19 protein-coding genes are annotated in these 18,008 nt (G+C 70.1%); 7 read left to right on the forward strand and 12 right to left on the reverse strand.

What is annotated here, in order from left to right:
* Positions 1–9: 9 nt before the first annotated feature.
* From KIK09_RS04685 to KIK09_RS04695, 3 genes are read right to left on the reverse strand one after another with little or no spacing between them, the layout of a single operon-like run.
* Positions 10–378 (reverse strand): YciI family protein, encoded by a 369-nt coding sequence (locus KIK09_RS04685; protein WP_214317362.1) that lies wholly within the window; start codon positions 376–378, stop codon positions 10–12.
* An 11-nt stretch (positions 379–389) separates the two neighbouring features.
* On the reverse strand, positions 390–1,133 hold the full coding sequence (locus tag KIK09_RS04690) for a DUF427 domain-containing protein (RefSeq protein ID WP_214317363.1): 744 nt from the start codon (positions 1,131–1,133) through the stop codon (positions 390–392).
* 28 nt (positions 1,134–1,161) lie between these two features.
* Positions 1,162–1,749 (reverse strand): hypothetical protein, encoded by a 588-nt coding sequence (locus KIK09_RS04695; RefSeq protein WP_214317364.1) that lies wholly within the window; start codon positions 1,747–1,749, stop codon positions 1,162–1,164.
* A 23-nt stretch (positions 1,750–1,772) separates the two neighbouring features.
* Here KIK09_RS04695 and KIK09_RS04700 point away from each other — a divergent pair, with 23 nt between their 5' ends.
* A complete protein-coding gene (locus KIK09_RS04700; RefSeq protein ID WP_214317365.1) occupies positions 1,773–2,729 on the forward strand; it encodes a helix-turn-helix transcriptional regulator in 957 nt (318 codons plus the stop codon).
* On the opposite strand, the gene KIK09_RS04705 is transcribed toward KIK09_RS04700, so the two are convergent.
* Positions 2,726–3,151: an ATP-binding protein gene (locus KIK09_RS04705; RefSeq protein ID WP_308163916.1), complete on the reverse strand. Its 426-nt coding sequence runs from the start codon at positions 3,149–3,151 to the stop codon at positions 2,726–2,728. The genes KIK09_RS04700 and KIK09_RS04705 overlap by 4 nt on opposite strands.
* Positions 3,152–3,313: 162 nt before the next feature.
* On the opposite strand from KIK09_RS04705, the gene KIK09_RS04710 reads away from it, so the two are divergent.
* The gene (locus tag KIK09_RS04710) at positions 3,314–3,778 is read left to right on the forward strand and encodes an adenylyltransferase/cytidyltransferase family protein (RefSeq protein ID WP_214317366.1); all 465 of its coding nucleotides are present in this window, start codon (positions 3,314–3,316) and stop codon (positions 3,776–3,778) included.
* 116 nt (positions 3,779–3,894) lie between these two features.
* On the forward strand, positions 3,895–5,094 hold the full coding sequence (gene thrS / locus KIK09_RS04715) for a threonine--tRNA ligase (protein ID WP_214317367.1): 1,200 nt from the start codon (positions 3,895–3,897) through the stop codon (positions 5,092–5,094).
* Here the strand turns inward: thrS and KIK09_RS04720 are convergent.
* The 6 genes from KIK09_RS04720 to KIK09_RS04745 form a co-directional block, all read right to left on the reverse strand.
* A complete protein-coding gene (locus tag KIK09_RS04720; RefSeq protein ID WP_214317368.1) occupies positions 5,072–6,043 on the reverse strand; it encodes a magnesium transporter CorA family protein in 972 nt (323 codons plus the stop codon). The genes thrS and KIK09_RS04720 overlap by 23 nt on opposite strands.
* Positions 6,044–6,757 (reverse strand): DUF72 domain-containing protein, encoded by a 714-nt coding sequence (locus KIK09_RS04725; RefSeq protein ID WP_214317369.1) that lies wholly within the window; start codon positions 6,755–6,757, stop codon positions 6,044–6,046.
* Positions 6,758–6,798: 41 nt separating this feature from the next.
* Positions 6,799–7,623: a sugar ABC transporter permease gene (locus KIK09_RS04730; RefSeq protein ID WP_308163918.1), complete on the reverse strand. Its 825-nt coding sequence runs from the start codon at positions 7,621–7,623 to the stop codon at positions 6,799–6,801.
* Positions 7,620–8,522, reverse strand: a complete 903-nt coding sequence (locus tag KIK09_RS04735; RefSeq protein WP_308163919.1) for a carbohydrate ABC transporter permease — start codon at positions 8,520–8,522, stop codon at positions 7,620–7,622. The genes KIK09_RS04730 and KIK09_RS04735 overlap by 4 nt, the downstream gene beginning before the upstream one ends.
* Positions 8,522–9,811: an extracellular solute-binding protein gene (locus KIK09_RS04740; RefSeq protein WP_214317370.1), complete on the reverse strand. Its 1,290-nt coding sequence runs from the start codon at positions 9,809–9,811 to the stop codon at positions 8,522–8,524. Before KIK09_RS04740 ends, KIK09_RS04735 begins: the two co-directional genes overlap by 1 nt.
* An 88-nt stretch (positions 9,812–9,899) precedes the next feature.
* Positions 9,900–11,126: an amidase gene (locus KIK09_RS04745; RefSeq protein WP_214317371.1), complete on the reverse strand. Its 1,227-nt coding sequence runs from the start codon at positions 11,124–11,126 to the stop codon at positions 9,900–9,902.
* A gap of 147 nt (positions 11,127–11,273) precedes the next feature.
* Here KIK09_RS04745 and KIK09_RS04750 point away from each other — a divergent pair, with 147 nt between their 5' ends.
* Together KIK09_RS04750 and KIK09_RS04755 are read left to right on the forward strand one after the other, a co-directional pair.
* Entirely contained in the window at positions 11,274–13,439 is a 2,166-nt protein-coding gene (locus KIK09_RS04750; protein ID WP_214317372.1) for a peroxidase family protein, read from the forward strand.
* Between the two features lie 51 nt (positions 13,440–13,490).
* Positions 13,491–14,300 (forward strand): response regulator transcription factor, encoded by an 810-nt coding sequence (locus KIK09_RS04755; protein ID WP_214317373.1) that lies wholly within the window; start codon positions 13,491–13,493, stop codon positions 14,298–14,300.
* An 83-nt stretch (positions 14,301–14,383) separates the two neighbouring features.
* Here KIK09_RS04755 and KIK09_RS04760 read toward each other — a convergent pair whose 3' ends face one another.
* Both KIK09_RS04760 and KIK09_RS04765 read right to left on the reverse strand, forming a co-directional pair.
* Positions 14,384–15,733, reverse strand: coding sequence for an FAD-dependent oxidoreductase (locus KIK09_RS04760; protein ID WP_214318032.1), 1,350 nt, complete (start codon positions 15,731–15,733; stop codon positions 14,384–14,386).
* Between the two features lie 3 nt (positions 15,734–15,736).
* Entirely contained in the window at positions 15,737–16,342 is a 606-nt protein-coding gene (locus tag KIK09_RS04765) for a PadR family transcriptional regulator (protein WP_250572516.1), read from the reverse strand.
* Positions 16,343–16,431: 89 nt separating this feature from the next.
* Between KIK09_RS04765 and KIK09_RS04770 the strand changes: the two genes are divergently transcribed.
* Both KIK09_RS04770 and KIK09_RS04775 read left to right on the forward strand, forming a co-directional pair.
* The gene (locus tag KIK09_RS04770; protein ID WP_250572517.1) at positions 16,432–17,271 is read left to right on the forward strand and encodes a DUF72 domain-containing protein; all 840 of its coding nucleotides are present in this window, start codon (positions 16,432–16,434) and stop codon (positions 17,269–17,271) included.
* 48 nt (positions 17,272–17,319) lie between these two features.
* The gene (locus KIK09_RS04775) at positions 17,320–17,979 is read left to right on the forward strand and encodes a hypothetical protein (RefSeq protein WP_214317374.1); all 660 of its coding nucleotides are present in this window, start codon (positions 17,320–17,322) and stop codon (positions 17,977–17,979) included.
* Positions 17,980–18,008: the final 29 nt, after the last annotated feature.

Genomic DNA, 18,008 nt, shown 5'->3' on the forward strand with positions numbered 1-18,008 from the left:
CGATCAAGCCTAGTCGGGCATGTCGAAGACTTCCCGGACTTCCACCACAGCTTCCTGGCCCGGTTTGATTGCCAGCTCGACCGGGACGCGCCGAGCCCACTCCACGGCCTCGGCCAGGGAGGCGGCCCTGATCAGGTAGTAGCCGGCGATGAGCTCCTTGGACTCGGCGAACGGCCCGTCGATCACCCGCTTGGCGCCGCCGGACGCGATCACGCGGGCGGCGCTCGCGGCGGTGGGCTGCAGTCCCTCTGCGGCGATGAGCGCCCCGGCGTCCTCCAGCTCCTTGCTGAAGCGGTGCATCGCCGCCACGACGTCCGAGTCGCGGGCCGCCACCTCGTCGGGTTGCGGATCGCCTTTGAGGATCAGCATGTAGCGCATGCCACAGGAACCTAGCTGAACTTGGTCCTCGGGCGCTCCTGCAGCACCTCGTCGACGTAGATGTCGACCTTCTCGTTGTAGAAGGACACGAGCCCGGCGATCTTCTGGCTCTCCGGCAGCGGGGTGCGGTAGGACCAGGCCAGGTCGGCGTGGCCGTTGACCGACCAGTACTCCGCGGTCCCCTTGTACGGGCAGTGCGTCGCGGTGGCGGTGGACTCGAGCACGTCGAACGTGATGTCGGTCTTGGGCAGGTAGTAGCGGGCGGGCAGCCCCGTCTCGAACAGGATCCTCGGCCTGACGGAGTCGGCAACGGTCACGCCGTCCACCTCCACGCGCACCCGCCGGGAGCTGGGCAGGATGTCGACCCTGGTGTAGGGGTCGCGCGGGTGGAAGAAGACCTCCTCGTCCTCCTCGAACCAGGCGTCCATGCTGTCCCAGTCGAAGCGGACGTGGCCGCGGATCTCCTCCAGCGGCGACTCGGGGTAGGCCAGCGCCGCCTCGGCGGCCTGCTTGCCGCCCGCGGTGACCGTGTAGACGACGGCCTCGCCGCGGCTAGGCGAGTGCTTGCCGGTGCCGGTCTCCTTCAGCGCGCCCTGGTCGACGTCCTCCAGGGGGATGTAGTACGCGGGGTAGTAGGGGATCTCCCAGACCAGCAGGGCCCGGGTGGTGTCGGCGACCACGCGGCCGCCCAGGTAGGTTCTGACGCGCTTGCCCGTGCGCTCGACGCGCACCCGGCCGCGGTTCGCAGCATCCATGCACGCCGCAACCAGGAGGCGTGCCCGGCTATTCCAGCCCGAACGCGGCCAAAGTACCCCAGGTCGCCGCTACGCCCACGAGCGCGCCCGCCAGGACCTGCGGCCACGTGTGGTGGGCCAGCCGTACCCTGGCCCAGCAGATCAGCCCCACCACCAGCACCCCCGCCGCGACGACGGGTACGGCGGGCAGCACGTGCGCGACGACCACCACCGTGCCGGAGGAGACGGCGGCGTGGAAGGAGATCTTCCAGCGCAGCGTGATCGGCACGGTCACGGCCAGCGCCACCAGCATCGCGGTGACGGTGGCCACCAGCAGCCGGGGCGCGCCCAGCGTCACCAGCAGCACGAGCGCGGCCACCACGGCGGCGACTGCGGCCAGGAGCGGCCCCGTGCGCCGGGCGCGCTCCACGATGTGGTGGGAGTCCAGGCGTCCGGAGCGGACGCCCGCGGCGATCACCACGGCGGGCACGCCGCCGCACAGCAGCGAGGCCATCAGCCCCCACGCGGCGCCATTCCAGCCCTGGCCCAGCAGCCCCACCACCGGCGGCATCGCGATCACCAGCACCTGCGGCGCCAGCAGGTCGGTGACCCTGCGCGCCAGGGCATCCCCAGTCATGGGTCGAATGGTATAAAAACCGAGTGGCCGAGATCCCCTTGCTGCAGGCGTTCGCCGAGGTCGGCTACCAGGTCGCGGGCGGCGGGGGACACGGCGCGATGGCGGCGCTGCGGCGGGTGGTGCCGGTGGACGCCTACGAGTTCGTCGCCTACGACCCGGCCACCGGCCGGCACCAGAGCGTGTTATCCGACGGCCACCGGCGCATCGACGGCGACGCGGCGCAGGAGTACGCGGGGCTGGCCGCCTACCGGCGGGCGATGGCCACCCGGTCGCCGGTGCTGATGCCGCAGCCGGGCACCGAGCGGTACTTCCGCCGCCACCTGGAGCCCTACGGCTGGCGCTGCGGGCTGACCGCGCCGCTGTTCCTGGCCGAGGGGCGCTACACCGGGCTGCTGCACCTGGCCTCGCGCGACCGTTTCCGCGACGGCGCGGCGGACCTGGTTGGGGCGGCCGCGCCGATGCTGGCGCACGTCACGGACCTGACCAGGTGCGTGATCGACCCGGTCGGCGTGCCGCCGGGCTTCCGCGCGGCGGCCTTCGACCGGCTGGGCACCACGCGCGACCTGCCGGGCGTGCCGGGGTCGCCGGACCTGGCGGGCGAGCCCGCGATGGCGGCCTACGCGCGGGAGTTCATCGACTCGCGGGAGCTGAGCAGGCGCGGGCTGTGGCTCGATCGGCGCGGATGCTGGCACGAGGTGCACCTGACCAGGGCGGGAGTCGGGTTCCACGGGAAGCTGCAAGGAACGGTGGTGGCCGAGCGGGTGTGCGGCCTGCCGTACGAGCTGACCGGGCGCGAGGTCGACGTGCTGACACGGGTGGCGGCCGGCGACTCCAACCCGCAGATCGCGGCGGCGCTGGTGCTGAGCGTCAGGACCGTGACCACGCACCTGGAGCACATCTTCGCCAAGCTCGGCTGCGACAGCCGTACCCGCCTGACCACCAAGGCGCTGGCCGAGGGCCTGTGCCGCCTGGACGTCTAGCTCGTCGTGCAAACGAGGGCGGGCACGGCGACAGGAACCAGCTCGAACCAGACCGTGGTGGTGCCGTTCTCGCGGGTGTAGCCCCAGCGGTGGCTCAGCGCCTCGATCAGCGGCAGCCCCCGCCCGCTCGTGGCCTGCAACCCGGTCGTACGGCAGGCGCACGGCGGCCCGTCCGATCCCCCGTCCTCCACGCAGACCCGCACCAGCGTCCCCGAGGCGTGCACGCTCACCGTGAACGAGCCGCCGTCGCCGGACTGGGAGTGCAGGATCGCGTTCGTGGCCAGCTCGCTCGTCAGCAGCACGCAGTCGTCGTACAGCGGATGATCACGGCCGAGCACGGCGGCCACCACTCCCCTTGCCTTCGACACCTGCGCGGGGACCCCCGGGAGCCGGACGACGAGATCGTTGCGGGATTCCGACACGATGACCTCCCCCGATTGGCGAACGTTATGAGACGCGCCACACCGAGGCCGCGGACTATCGCGAAAAGGTAGGAATGCCCTTTCCCATGGTCACGTGCGCGACCGCTGCCGGGGGTCGAGTACGCTGCGATCGACGCGTCGACAAGGAGGGGTGCCTGCCGGATGAGCAGCCTGGAGGCCGTCTGGGTGCGGCCGTACGACCAGCCGGGGGCGGCGATCGTGACCGGGGTGTTCGACATCCTGCACGTGGGGCACGTCCGCTTCCTCGACGCGGTCGCCGAGCGGGGCTTGCCCCTGATCGTCGGCGTCGAGGACGACTCGCGGGTGCGGGCGTGGAAGGGGCCGAGCAGGCCGGTCAACACCGCCGCCGAGCGGGCCGAGGTGCTGGCGGCGCTGCGCGCCGTGCAGGGCGTGTTCATCGTGACCGGGCCGCCCGAGGCGCACGGGCCCGAGGACTACATCGACCTGCTCGTGCCGATGGGTCCCGGCGCGCTGGCGCACACCGCCGGCGATCCGCACGCGGGAGGCCGGTGCGCGGCCGCCGCGCTGCTCGGCGCCGAGTGCTGGGAGCTCGAGGCGATTCCCGGCCGGTCCACCACGCGGATCGTGAATTCGATACGCTACTGAGCATGCAGCGCGCTTACGTCACGACGACGCCGGACACCGTCCCGGCGCGCTGAATCCTGTTGCCCCGGGCGAACGCCCGGGGTCTGGTCGTTCGCCCTTTTCCGTAAAGGATGATCATGAACGACCATCGCAGACTCGGCCGCGAGCTCGACCTGTTCGACACCGACCCGCTGATCGGCTCCGGCCTGCCATACCTGTTGCCCGACGGCGCGGCCGTCCGCAAGGCCGTCGAGGACTACGTCTTCGAGCTGGAGCGGCGCCACGGATACCGGCACGTCAGCTCGCCCGTCCTCGGCAAACGCGAGCTGTACGAGCGATCGGGCCACTGGTCGCACTACAGCCAGGACATGTTCCCGCCGATGGAGGTGGGCGGCGAGCAGTTCGTGCTGCGGCCCAGCCTGTGCCCGCACCACGCGCTGATCTTCGCCGCGCGTCAACGCAGCCACCGCGACCTGCCGCTACGCCTGGCCGAGCTGGGCGGCCAGTACCGCGCGGAACTGTCGGGGGTGCTCGGCGGGCTGGTCAGGGTCAGGTCCATGCAGCTCAACGACGGGCACGTGTTCTGCCCGCTGGACCGGGCGGCCGAGGAGATCTCCGCGGCGCTCGACCTCATCCAGGCCGCGCACGCCCAGCTCGGCGTGCGCGCCTCGCGTTACCGCCTGTCGCTGGGCGGCGACGGCGCCAAGTACGTCGACGACCCGGCGCTGTGGGCCCGCGCGGAGGCCGTCCTGCGCGACGTGCTCGCCCAGCGCGGCCAGCCCTACGACGAGGAGAAGGGCGAGGGCGCCTTCTACGGCCCGAAGATCGACGTCCAGCTCGTCGACCCGTCTGGCCGGGAGTCGTCCATCGCGACCGTGCAGGTGGACTTCTTCCAGCCGGGCCGCTTCGACCTGAGCTACGTCGGCCCCGACCAGCGCGACCACCGTCCCGTGATGGTGCACCGCAGCGTGATCGGCAGCGTCGAGAGGATGCTGTCGCACCTCATCGAGGTGCACGGCGGCGCGTTCCCCGCGTGGCTGGCACCCGTGCAGGCGGTGGTGCTGCCGGTCTCCGACGCCGAGCTGCCCGCGGCCCGGGATCTGGTACGGCGGGCCGTCGAGGCCGGGCTGCGGGCCGAGCTGGCCGAACCGGACCGCGGCAGCCTGGGGGCCAGGATCCGCGCGCACCGGCTGGTGCCGTACCAGCTGGTCGTGGGCGCGCGGGAGGCGGCGGCGGGGTCGGCGGCGGTGCGGCTGCGCGACGGCTCGCAGGCCGGCGAGCTGCCGGTGGGCGAGCTGGTCGCGTTCCTGCGCGCTAGAGCCACTCCTTCTTTTTGAACACGGCGTACAGCCCGACGGAGGTGAGCGCCACGACGACGGTGGACATCCAGAACCCCCACGGCTGTCCCTCGCCGGGATAGGGCACGTTCTGGCCGTAGAAGCCGGTGATGGCGGTGGGGACCGCGATGATCGCCGCCCAGCCGGTCAGCCGCTTCATGATCTCGTTGAGCCGGAAGCCCTGCTGTGACAGGCGGGTCTCGCGCAGGTTGGCCAGCAGGTCGCGCAGCGAGTCGACCCACTCGGTGGTGCGCAGCACGTGGTCGTTGACGTCCTCGAAATAGGGGGTCAGCGCCTCGTCGGCCACCACCACGTCCTGGTCGCGGCGCAGCAGCCTGCTGACGACCTCGCGCATCGGCATCGTGATCTTGCGCAGCCGGACCATGTTCTTGCGCAGCGTGAACATGGTCCGCTGCATCTCCCTGGCGTTGGTGGGCACCTCGTCGAACAGCGCCTCCTCCAGATCCTCGGCGTGCGTGTCGAGGTCCTGGACGTAGTCGAACTGGCCGTCCACCACGTAGTCGAGCAGGCCGTGCAGCAGGAACGCCACGCCGTGCACGGCCAGGTGGGGGCTGGCGTCCCAGCGCCTGACGACCTGCTCGATGTCGAAACGGTCGCTCTCCCGTACGGTGACCAGCGCGTTAGCCGTGACGAAGGCGTCCACCTCGACGGGATCGAGGCTGTCGTCCTCGACGTGCACGCCGTAGACGACGAGGAACAGGTGGTTGTCGTAGACGTCGAGCTTGGGGCGCTGGTGGTGGGACAGGACGGCGTCGACGGCCAGCTCGTGCAGGCCGAGCTCCTCGCCGATCACCTTCAGGTCCTCGGCCGTGGGCGAGCAGAGGTCGAACCAGACGACGCAGCCGGGCTCGGCCAGGTGATCGGAGACCTCCTCGACCGGGAAGCCCTCCTTGTCCAGGACACCATTCCTGTAGAGACGCGTATGCACCTACAGGAGTGTGGCAAAGCGGCGGGCGTTGCGCACGGCCGCTCCCCCGAAATCGTTGTTGAAGTACACGTACGCCTCGTGCCATCCCGCCTCGCTCAGCCGCTTCGCCCACGTCCTCAGCGCGGCGTCGCCGTACTCGGGGTAGGGGGTGGCGCGGCCCTCGTGCAGGCGGAGGTAGCCCCAGCGGGCGGTGCGCCAGAGTGGGCTCAGCGGGCGGCCGCCGCGGTCGGCCCAGCACAGGGCGGCGCCGTGGTCGCGCAGGACGCCCTCGACGTCGGCGGTCCACCAGGAGGGGTGGCGCGGCTCGACGGCCACGCGCACGTCGTCGGGGAAGCAGGCCAGGCAGCGGGCCAGCTTGTCAGGGTCGGCCTTGAGGGTGGGCGGGAGCTGCAGCAGGATCGGGCCGAGCTTGTCCTTCAGCCCGGAGGCGGCCTCCATCAGGCGCCTGACCGGCTCCTGCGGGTCGGCCAGGCGCTTGATGTGGGTGAGGTAGCGGCTGGCCTTGACCGCCATCACGAAGCCGTCGGGGGTGCGATCGCGCCAGCCGGCGAAGTTCTCCTCGGTGGGCAGGCGGTAGAAGGCGTTGTTGCTCTCCACGGTGGGGAACGTCTCGGCGTAGGTCTCCAGCCACAGCCGCTGCGGCACCCCTTCGGGATACAGGACGCCGCGCCAGTCCCTGTACTGCCAGCCGGACGTGCCCACGAGCGTTCCCATGTCGAGGGACCTACCCGTGGGGTCTCGACCGAATCAGCAGGTCAGGCCTTCGTGGACCCGGCGGTCAGGCCGGTGACCAGGTGCCGCTGCACGAGCAGGAACACCGCCGAGGCCGGCAGCGCGATGAGCACCGAGGCGGCGGTCATCAGCCCCCACTCGGTCTTGAACTGGGCCACGAACGTCTGCAACCCGACGGCCAGCGTGTACTTCTCGTCGCCCGTCATGAAGGCGGTGGCGTAGGCCACCTCGCCCCAGGCGGTGACGAAGGAGTAGAACGCCGTCACCGCCAGTCCCGGCTTGGCCAGCGGCAGGATCAGCCTGGTGAACGCCCCGAAGGGGGTGAGCCCGTCGACCATCCCCGCCTGGTCGATCTCGTAGGGAACGGTGTCGAAGTAGCCCTTCATCATCCACGCGCAGAACGGCACCGCCACGGTCAGGTAGCAGACGGTCAGCCCGGCGAACTGGTTGATCAGCCCCAGCCTGGCCAGCAGGTTGTACAGCGGCACGATGAGGATCGCCACCGGGAACATCTGCGTCACCAGCAGCATCCACAGGAACGGCCGCTGCCCGGGGAAGCGGAAGCGCGAGGCGGCGTAGCCCGCCGAGGCCGCCAGGATCACCCCGATCACCATCGTCAGCAGCGACACCAGCAGCGAGTTGCCCGCCCAGCGCAGGAACGGGCTGCGCGTCAGCAGGTCGGTGTAGTTGGACAGCGTCGGATCGTGGAAGAGTTCGATCTCGGTGGAGGTCCACGCCCCGCGCGGCTTCAGCGACGTCAGCACGAGCCACAGCAGCGGGAACACCGAGATCAGACTCGCCGCGATCAGCGTGGCGTGCAGCGCGACCGACCGTACCCGGCTTCTCACCAGACCTCCCCTTGCTTGCGCAACGACCGGCTGTAGACCACGGCCATCAGCACCAGGATCAGCAGGATCAGCACGCCCCAGGTCGCCGAGCCCGAATAGTCGCGCAACCCCTCGAAGGCCTGCCGGTAGGCGTAGGTCACCAGGATCTCGGTCGAGTCACCCGGACCGCCCCTGGTCACCAGGAAGATCACGGCGAACATGTTGAACGTCCAGATCGTGCCGAGCAGGATCACCGTGTTGCTGACGCTGCGCAGCCCGGGCAGCGTGATGTTGACGAAGCGCTGCCAGGCGTTCGCGCCGTCCACCTCGGCGGCCTCGTGCAGTTCCTTCGGGATCGACTGCAGGCCGCCGAGCATGGCCAGCATCATGAACGGCACGCCCAGCCAGACGTTGACCCCGATCACCGCGATCTTGGCGGTCAGGGGCTCGTCCAGCCAGCCGATCCTGGGCAGGCCGAGGCCGTCGAGCATGGCGTTGAAGACGCCGTAACGGCTGTTGTACAGGTAGCGCCAGGCGAAGGCGGACACGAACGGCGGCACCGCCCACGGCAGGATGAGCAGCACCCGGTACAGCCCGCGCAGGCGCATCGGCCGGTTCAGCAGCATCGCCAGGCCCAGCCCGATGCCGTAGTGCAACCCCACGCAGGCCACGGTCCACACGATCGTCCAGCCGAGGCGGCCGCCGAACAGCCCGCTGGTGAGCGTGTCGACGTAGTTGTCCAGGCCGACGAAGTGGAAGCGGTCCGGGATCACGTTGGCGCCGATGGTCCTGCCCACGTTGGACTCGCGGGCGTCGGTGAAGGACAGGTAGACGCCGCGCACCAGCGGATAGCCGACGAGGACCCCCGTCACGATCACGACGGGGGACACCATCGCCCAGGCGTACCAGTGCCTCTTCACTAGCTCCAGCCCTGCAGGAGCTTGCGGTACTCGTCGGCGACGCCCTTCAGCGCGTCGGGCGCCTGTGCCTGCCCTGACATGATCTTGGCGTAGGCCTGGTCGAGCGGGGTGAACAGCTGGCCTCCCTCCGGGATCCACGGCCGCTCGTGCGCTCCCTCGACCACGGGCTTGAACTGGCCGACCATCGTGTTGGCCGTCACCTGCGGGTCGGTGTAGGCCGACGTGCGGGCGGGCAGCAGCCCGAGCTTCCCGGCGATCTTCGCCTGGCTCTCGGCGGAGGCCATGAAGCGGACGAACTCATACGAGGCGTCCAGCGACTTCGAGCCCGCGTAGACCGCGTACCCGTGCCCGCCCACCGGAGCGCCGGACTTGCCGGAGCCGCCGGTCGGGACCGTGGCCACGCCCAGGTTCTCCTTGTCCTTGAACGCCTTGCCCGTCAGGTCGTCGGCCACCGACCAGGGACCGTTGAAGATCATCGCGACCTTCCCGTCCTTGAAGGCGGTCTGCACGTTGGCGTAGCTGTCCTGGATGGTGGGCTTGGCCGCGGCGCCCGACTTGACCAGGTCCTGCACGCGGGCCACGGCCGCCTGCGCCTGCGGGGAGTCCACGGTCACCTTCTTGCCCGCCACGTCGAGCAGGTCGCCGCCCTCGCCGTAGATGAACGGCAGCAGGAAGTAGCCCTGGACGTTGACGCCGAAGCCGTCCGCGCCCGCCTTCTGCTTGACGTCGAGGGCGACCTGCTTGAGCTCGTCCATCGTGGTGGGCGGCTGGTCGTGGCCGGCCTTCTTCAGCAGGTCCTTGTTGTACAGCAGCGCCAGCGAGTCGGTCACCTGCGGCACCGCGTAGGTCTTGCCGTCGAACTTGACGCTGGCCGCCGGGACCGGCAGGAAGTCCTCGGGCTTGTCCAGCGCGCGCGTGCCGTCGAGCGCCTGCAGGTAGCCCAGCGAGGCGAACTCCGGCGTCCAGGCCACCTCGGACCTGATCACGTCGGGCGCGCCCGCGCCCGACTGGGCGGCGGTCTTGAACTTGTTCTGCGCCTCGCCGAAGGGGACGTTGACGTAGTTGACCTTGATCTTCGGATGCTGGGTCTGGAAGGCGGCGATGAGATCCTGGAACGCCGGGGCCTCGTTCGTCGCGTCGGAGGTGTCCCACCAGGTGACTTCTCCGGAAATGTCGGTTGGACTCTTGGGCGGCGGGCTCGCCGTCTGGTTACCCGCGCTTCCGCCGCACCCTGAGAGCGCCAGCGTGAGGGCCGCGACGATCGCCGCAGCCGGTAAGACTCGCCGCATGTCTTACTCCTAGATCTGGGGAACGGAGGGACAGTACGTCGAAGCGCGGGCCCATTGAAAGAGTCTTGCAGGAATTTCTGAAATTTCGTTACAAAGACCGATCCAGGGCGTTCTCCAGCCACGCGGCCGCGGCCAGCACCCTGGTCTCGTCCAGGCCCACGACCTGAAGGCCCGCGGGCAGCGGCCCCTCGACCGGCATCGGCAGGCTGACGGCCGGGAGCCCGGTCAGGCTGGCGAACCTGGTGTTGCGCAGGAGTGCCGGCCGTACGCCCGGCTCCCCGAGCAGGGGCGCCAGGATCGGCACGGTCGGCATCACCACGGCGTCGACGTCTTTCAGCGCCTCCTCGGCCGCCCTGACGATCTGCCTCCTGCGTTCCAGCGCCCGCACGTACCGCCATCCCGGCACCTGTCTCGCCGCTTCGAGCAATGCGCGGGTCTCGGCCTGATAGTCATCCGCTTTCTCCGGAAATATCCCTGCATGTACGGCTGCCGCCTCGGGGCCTTGCAAGTCCGTCAGCGCCTCCTCCGCGTCGGGCAGCCACACCTTCTCCGTCACGAACCCCGTCGCCCTCGCGAACGCCTCCGCCACCTCCGGCGCGCACTCCTGACTCCGCGCCGGTACGGCCAGCCGCGGCGTGATCGGCCCGCGCCCGCCCACCAGCCGCCCGAGCACCCGCACGGCGTAGGCCGCGTCCTCGACGTTGCCCGCCAGCACGCCGACGTGGTCGAGGCTGGGCGCGAGCGGGAACACCCCCCGGGTGGGCAGCGTGCCGAAGGCGGGCTTGACGCCCACCACGCCGCACAGCGCCGCCGGGATCCGCACCGACCCCGCCGTGTCAGTGCCAATGGCCAGCGGCACGACCCCGGCCGCCACGGCCGCCGCGGAACCGGAGCTGGACCCGCCGGCCATCCTGGTGCGGTCGCGCGGATTCCTGCACGGGCCGCGCCGGTTCGCCGCGCCGGTGCAGCCGTAGGCGAACTCGTGGGTATAGGTCAGCCCGATCACCACCGCGCCGGCCGCCCTGAGCCGTGCCACCATCTCGGCGTCGGCCTCCCCGACCCGGTCGGCGAAGACGTCCGAGCCGCAGGTGAACGGCAGCCCTTCGACCTCGATGAGCTCCTTGACCAGCACGGGGACGCCCGCCAGCGGCCCGCTCCGTACCTGCCTGGCCGCCCTGAGCGCGCCTTCGGGATCCAGGTGCACCACCGCCCCCAGGTCGGCCGCCCGTTCGGCTCTCGCCAGGGCGTTCTCGGCCAGCTCCACGGGGTCGATGTCACCGGCCCGCACGCCGCGGGCGATATCTTGCAGTCGCATGAGCGTAGGGGAACACAAATCCCTTAGAAGCGCATATATCTCTTAAGAGGATTGCCCGGAGATCGCGACCGGCCGGACACTGCGCGCGCGGTGCTACCCCTCACGCAGGCCACCCCCCACCTGCGGGCGCCGCGACGGAGGTCGAGTATGCACACCGGCAAACTCGCCACGGCTCTGGTGCTGACCCTCGCGGCAGCCGTACCCCAGGACGTCCAGAGCCTCGACGGCAGCGGCAACAACCAGGCCAACCCCACCTGGGGAAAGACAGGAACCCCCTACGCGCGGATCGCGGCGCCACGCTACGCCGACGGCAGCGGCGCACCCGTCACCGGGCCCAACGCCCGCCTGATCAGCAACCGGATCTTCAACGACACCAATCAGAACATCTTCTCCGAGCGGCGGGTGAGCCAGTGGGGCTTCACCTGGGGCCAGTTCCTCGACCACACCTTCGGGTTACGCGACGGCGCCGGCGAGACCGCCGACATCCCCTTCGACTCCCACGATCCGCTGGAGAGCTTCACCAACACGCTCGGCCACATCCCCTTCGCCCGTTCCAAGGGCGTCGGCTCTCCGCGGCAGCAGATCAACACCGTCAGCTCCTACCTCGACGCGTTCGCCGTCTACGGCGGCACGCAGGACCGGCTGTCGTGGCTGCGCGACGGCGCCAAACTGCTGATGCCGGGCGGCTACCTGCCGCGCAGGGACAGCCGCGGCGATCCCGCGTCCGCGCCCCCGATGGACGTGGACGGGCGGCTGCGGGCGCAGCCGAACAGGGCGGCGGTCGCCGGTGACGTGCGCGCGAACGAGAGCCTGGCGCTGACCGCGACGCACACGCTGTTCGCCCGCGAGCACAACAGGATCGTCTCGCTGCTGCCGGGCAGCCTCACGCAGGAGCAGAAGTTCCAGATCGCGCGGCGCGTGGTCATCGCCGAGCAGCAGTACATCACCTACAACGAGTTCCTGCCCTCGCTCGGCGTCCGGCTGCCCCCGTACTTCGGCTACCGGCCGAACGTGAACGCGAGCCTGGGCAACGAGTTCGCCACGGTCGGCTACCGGGCGCACAGCATGATCCACGGCGAGGTCGAGGTGAAGACCGAGGCCGCCCGCTACAGCTCGGCCCAGCTGGACGCCTTCCGCGCGCAGGGCATCGAGGTGGAGCCCGACGGCGACGAGGTGGAGCTGACGATCCCGCTGAACGTCGGGTTCTTCAATCCCGACCTGGTCCCGTCCGTCCAGCTGGGGCCGCTGCTGAAGGGGATCGGCGCCGAGTCGGAGTACAAGAACGACGAGCAGATCGACAACCAGCTGCGCAGCGTGCTCTTCCAGATCCCCGTCTCCGGCAACCCCGACTGCCTGGACGGGCCGACACTCCCGCAGTGCTTCAAGGGCGTGCTCGACCTGGGCGCCGTCGACATCGAGCGCGGCCGCGACCACGGCATGCCCAGCTACAACCAGCTGCGCTCCGCCCTCGGCCTGTCCACCAGGAGCAGTTTCGCCGCCGTCACCGGCGAGGGCACCGAGACCTTCCCCTCTGATCCGCTGCTGACCCCCGGCAACGAGATCAACGACCCGAACAGCCTCGACTTCGTGCGGCTCTTCGACATCAACGGCAAGGAGGTCGCGCTCACCGATCCCAACGCCAACAACGTCGCCACCCGCGGCGTCCGGCGCACCCCGCTGGCCGCCCGGCTCAAGGCCGTCTTCGGCGGCGTCGACCAGCTGGACGCCTTCACCGGGATGCTGTCCGAGTCGCACCGGCCCGGCACCGAGTTCGGCGAGCTGCAACTGGCCCTGTGGCAGAAGCAGTTCCAGGACCTGCGCGACGGCGACCGCTTCTTCTACGGCAACGACCCCGGGCTCAGCACGATCCTGCGGCAGTACGGCATCGACTACCGGCGTACCCTCGCCCAGGTCATCGCCGCCAACACCGACATCCCGCTGTCGCAGCTGAACCCCAACGTGTTCTTCGCGCCCGGCACCCCCGCGCCTTCCTGCAAGGTCGCGTACTCGGTCGACAGCCAGGTGGGCGGCGTCTTCGCGGGCTCGGTGGTCATCACCAACACCGGCTCCACGCCGATCGACGGCTGGACGCTCGAGTGGAACTACGCCAACGGCCAGCGGATCTTCCTGCTCTGGGACGGCATCGCCACCCAGGGCGCGGCCAACGTGCCTGTCACCAACGAGTACTACAACCGCGTCATCCCCGCGGGGCGCAGCGCCTCGTTCGGCTTCCTGGCGACCTCGAGCGGCTCCGTCAACGCGCCGCCGACCGCCTTCACGCTGAACAACCAGCCGTGCGCCCTGACCTCGTGACGCAAGAATCCTTTAATGGACAAGTAATGTAATAGTTAGGATAATCGGGCCATGACCGGCATCCGCGTGGCGGTGCGATCCTTGGATCGGCTGTATCGGGAGGCGCTCGCCACGCTGCTGGCCGGTCAGGAGGGCATGGTCGTCATCGGCGCCACCGGCGACCTGGCCGAGTTCTCGCGGCTGTGCCGGCTGTGCCCGCCGGACGTCGCGCTCATCGACTTATCCTGCGCCTCCTCCGGCCTGGGTGAGCTCGCCGAGGTACTGCCGCTCCTGGAGGACGTGGGGATCGTCCTCACCTACGAGCGGCTGTCGGAGGAGGCGGTAGCGACGATCACCCGGGCGGGCCTGACCAGGCTCGTACCCCACTCGCGGGGCCTGACCGCGGTGATCGTCGCGGTCCGCGAGGGCCGCGGCGAGTCCCGGCCCCGGCGCCCGCGCCCACCCGGGCTGACCGAGCGGGACCTGGAGGTCGTCGCGCTGATGAGCGCCGGGTACTGCGTGACGGAGATGGCCGCGGCGCTCGGCATCTCGCCCGCCACGGTGCAGAACCACAAGCGGCGCATCTTCACCAAGATGAGCGTCGGGAGCCAGGCGCACGCGGTCTCGCTCGCCGCCCGTTGCGGCATCCTGTGGTCGCAACGCCGCACGGTGGCCGACAGGTCGGGCCTCACGCCCCGGGAGATCGACATCCTGCGCTCGATCGCCCGCGGCCACTCGGTCAGGCAGACGGCGGCGGCCCTCGGCATCAAGAGCAAGACGGTGGAGGCCACCCAGGGCCCCCTGTTCCGCAAACTCTCGGTCCACAACCGCGCCGAAGCCCTGGCCGTCGCCTACGACCTCGGCCTGGTCCACGACGCCTGACCCCGCGCTCCCCTCCCCCTTCAGTGGGTCAGGTCGTCAGCGCCACGGGTCGGGGGTGGCGAGCCGTGGGAATCCGGCGACTTTCAATCCTCGCGGCCCTCGCCGCGGTAGGCGGCCTGGGACTGTTCCATCTTGCGCTTGACCGGCGGCAGATGGTTGATCGTCCGCATCGCCGTACGCATGCCTGCCAGCGCCAGCCGGCCGATGACCGGCCTGTGGACGGGGCCGTCAGCGCTCATCTGCTTGCGCGACTCGCGGACGGCGTCGAAACCGTACTCGCGCATCCGGTCCTCGTAACCGCCGACCGCCTCAAGGAGCGTGGCCTCGCCGTCGCGGACGCCCGCCAGGTTGCGCGCCAGCAGGCGGGCATCGCGTAGTGCGGTGTTCGCGCCCACGCCACGGCCCGGGGTCATGGTGTGGATGGCGTCGCCGATCAGGGTGACGTTGCCGGCCGGCCACGGGCCGGGCGGGACCGAGGTGCGGATGTTGATCGGGAAGCAGCTGCCGGGGTCGGCCAGCTCGAACAGCCTGCGCAGGTTGGGATGCCATCCCGCGGTCCGCTCCAGCACGAGCCTCTGCAGGTCGGGGCCCTTGAGGTCGAGCACGTCCGCCGGCAGCCGGCGAGCGGCCGCGGCCCAGCCCCACATGATGTAGTCGCGCGTGTTGTCGAAGGTGAGGCCGGGCCAGCCGGAGATGAGCCGGGCGTCGGTCGCGCCGATGCCTTCCCTGGGCCGTCCCCGCTCGTCCCACGGGAACTCCATGACGTGGTAGACGCAGAAGTAGCCCTTGGGCGCGAACACCATGGACACGCCGTGCAACATCTTCGGCGTGACCAGCTCGCGGGTCTCCGCCGTCAGCGCGATCTTGCCGGTGATGCCGACCAGCCCTGAATCCTCCAGTACGGCGTGCGGCAGGTACTGCCGGCGCACGCGCGAGTTCGTCCCGTCGGCGCCCACCAGCAGATCACCGGTGGCCTGGGTGCCGTCCTCGAAGAACGCGGTGACGGTGCCGTCGGCGTCGCGCTCGTACCCGCGGAAGACCTTGTCGAAGTGGACGACGTCCTCCAGCCCGGTGAGCAGCACCTGGCGAAGCGTCATCCGCGACACCGACTTCTCGCTGTCGACGGGGTCGTCGCCGGGCGGGCGGCCGTCGCCGAACGACAGCACTTCCCTCAGATTCTCGGTGAGTATGTTCGAGTAGCGCGGCGGCCGCGCGCAGGTCGCCAGGAACGTCTCGTACAGCTCGGGCGGCAGGCAGTCGTGCAGCGCGCGGCTGCCATCGGGGCTGATGCCGACGCGGTAACCCTGCAGCCCGTCGGCGCGGGTGCGGTCGCGCTCGTAGACCGCGACCTCGATGCCCGCCTGCTTGAGCCCGTGTGCCAGGCACAGCCCGCCGGTGCCTGCGCCGATGACGATGACCTTGATCGTGGGCATGGTTCAGTCCTCCGGGATCTCGAGATGGTCGGAGGCGAAGGCGCGCAGGCGCTCCTCGCTCCAGGTCAGGCGGCCGGCGCGCAGGTCGTCGAGAACTCCGGCGACCCAGCGCAGCTCGGTCTCCGTGGCGGCACGCAGGTACTCGGTCTCCAGCAGCGAGACCCGGGGCACGCCCGCCTCCCCGAGCGCCGCCTCCAGTTGGGCCAGCCGTACCTGGAGGAGGTCGTGGCGCTCGCGCAGGAAGGCCAGCGTCTGCTCCGGGGTCAGTATCGGCAGGATCGACAGCGCGGCGGGGAACTCGGGGAACTCGTTGCGTGGCGTCGTCAGCATCTCGCCCATCCACCGCTGGAGCGCCTCGCGGCCCTGTTCGGTGAGCGCGTAGACGGTGCGCTCGGGGTACTGCTGGTCGCGCTCGGTCTGGTGGACGGTGATCAGGCCCGCGTCGTGCAGCCGGTTGATCGTCTTGTACAGCGTGGTCCGCTGACCGACGTTGATCACCTCGTCCTTGCCCCACTGCTTGATCAGGGACTGCATGCCGTACGGATGTAGCGGCTGGTAGGCGAGAAGGCCGAGGACGGCCATCGCCAGCGGTGATCGGCGTGTGGTCATAGTGAAAAGATAACTAGTGTTCTGGACACTATGCAAGCCGGACGGTGGGTGGGTCTGCGGTGGATGGGGGTTTTCGGTAGCGTCGGGGGATGCGGCTTCATGTGGGGGGTGCGATGTGGACGCACGCGGCGTGGCCGGTGGCGGCGGAGCCCGCGGCCTCGCGACTGCGCGCGTACGCGGGCTGGTGTGACGCCGTCGAGGGCAACACGACCTTCTACGCCACGCCCTCCAGGAGCACCGTCGAGTCCTGGGCGAGCCAGACCGACCCGGACTTCCGCTTCGTCGTCAAGCTTCCCAAGGTCATCACCCACGAGCGCCGGCTGAACGGCATCGACGAGGACGTACGAGCCTTCCTCCACGCGATCGAGCCCCTCGGGCCCCGAGCGCACGCCCTCTGGATCCAGCTCCCACCCGCCTTCGCGCCCACCGACGTGGCCGCCCTGGCGGCCTTCCTCCGCCGCCTCCCCCGCACCTACCGCTACGCCGTCGAGGTCCGCCACCGCGCCTTCTTCGAGGACGACCGCTCGATCTCCCTCCTGGAACGAGCCCTGGAAACCGTCGAGGCCGAATGGATCCCCTTCGACACCACAGTCCTGTTCGCATCCCGCCCCACCAGCGACGCCGAACGCGACGCCTGGACCAAGAAGCCCCGAGTCCCCCGCCGCACCCGCGCCCTCACCGCCCACCCCATCATCCGCTACCTGGGCAGAGACGACCGCGAAACCACCATCGACGGCTGGCGCCCCTGGATCACCACGGTCACCGACTGGCTACGAGAAGGCCGCTCCCCCACCGTCTTCATCCACACCCCCGACAACGCCCAGGCCCTCGACCTGGCCCGCCTCTTCCATACCCAGGTCCGCACCACCCTCCCCACCCTCACTCCCCTGCCGGACCCCCCACCCACCGAACCCCTCACCCTTTTCTGACCTGAACCCTCTCGCCACGGAATCGGCCCCTCGCCTAGAGTTCCCGGCGTGATCATCAAGCCTTCCCTCCTGGCCACGGGGCTCGTGGCCGGGGCGCTCCTCATGCCTCCACCCGCGGCCTCGGCCACATCTCCGTCCCCGGATCAGCTCAAGGCGGCGCTGCTCACGCCGGAGGATCTGGGTTCCGACTTCACCCGCACCACCCTGTCGCCGCTGAGTCCGCTCGACTCCTCGGACGCTCACACGAAGTCCTGCACCAGAGCGGTCAAGAGCATCGCCCCGCTCCATCGGACCAAGATCGCGGCAAGGTTCGAGCGCGCGGACGGCTGGGAGTGGATCAGCGAGTACCTCGTGAGCGGCACTCGAGGCAAGATCTCCAGACTGGAACGCTCGGCCAAGGCCCTGACCCGCGACTGCCCGGGCGTCAGGTTCGTCACGAAGGACACCAAGGACACGATCCGCAAGCTTTCTGTCGGAAGGCTCGGCGACGCCATGTACGCGATCAGGTACCGCAGCGGGTTCCCGGACAGCGACCTGGACAAGGACTCGATGGTCGCGACCGACATCGTGATCATCAGAGTACGGAACACCATGATCACGCTGGCCCACACGGGCAACGTCAACGCCTTCGACCCCGCTGCCACCAAAACCGCCGCCGAAGCGGCAACCCGCCGCCTCCAGAGCACCCTCGAGCAGACCACGGGCTGAGCCCCGAGCCGGGCTCACCCGCTCAACAG

This window comes from Nonomuraea sediminis (assembly GCF_018531495.1).
GTDB classification, from domain to species: Bacteria; Actinomycetota; Actinomycetes; order Streptosporangiales; family Streptosporangiaceae; genus Nonomuraea; species Nonomuraea sediminis.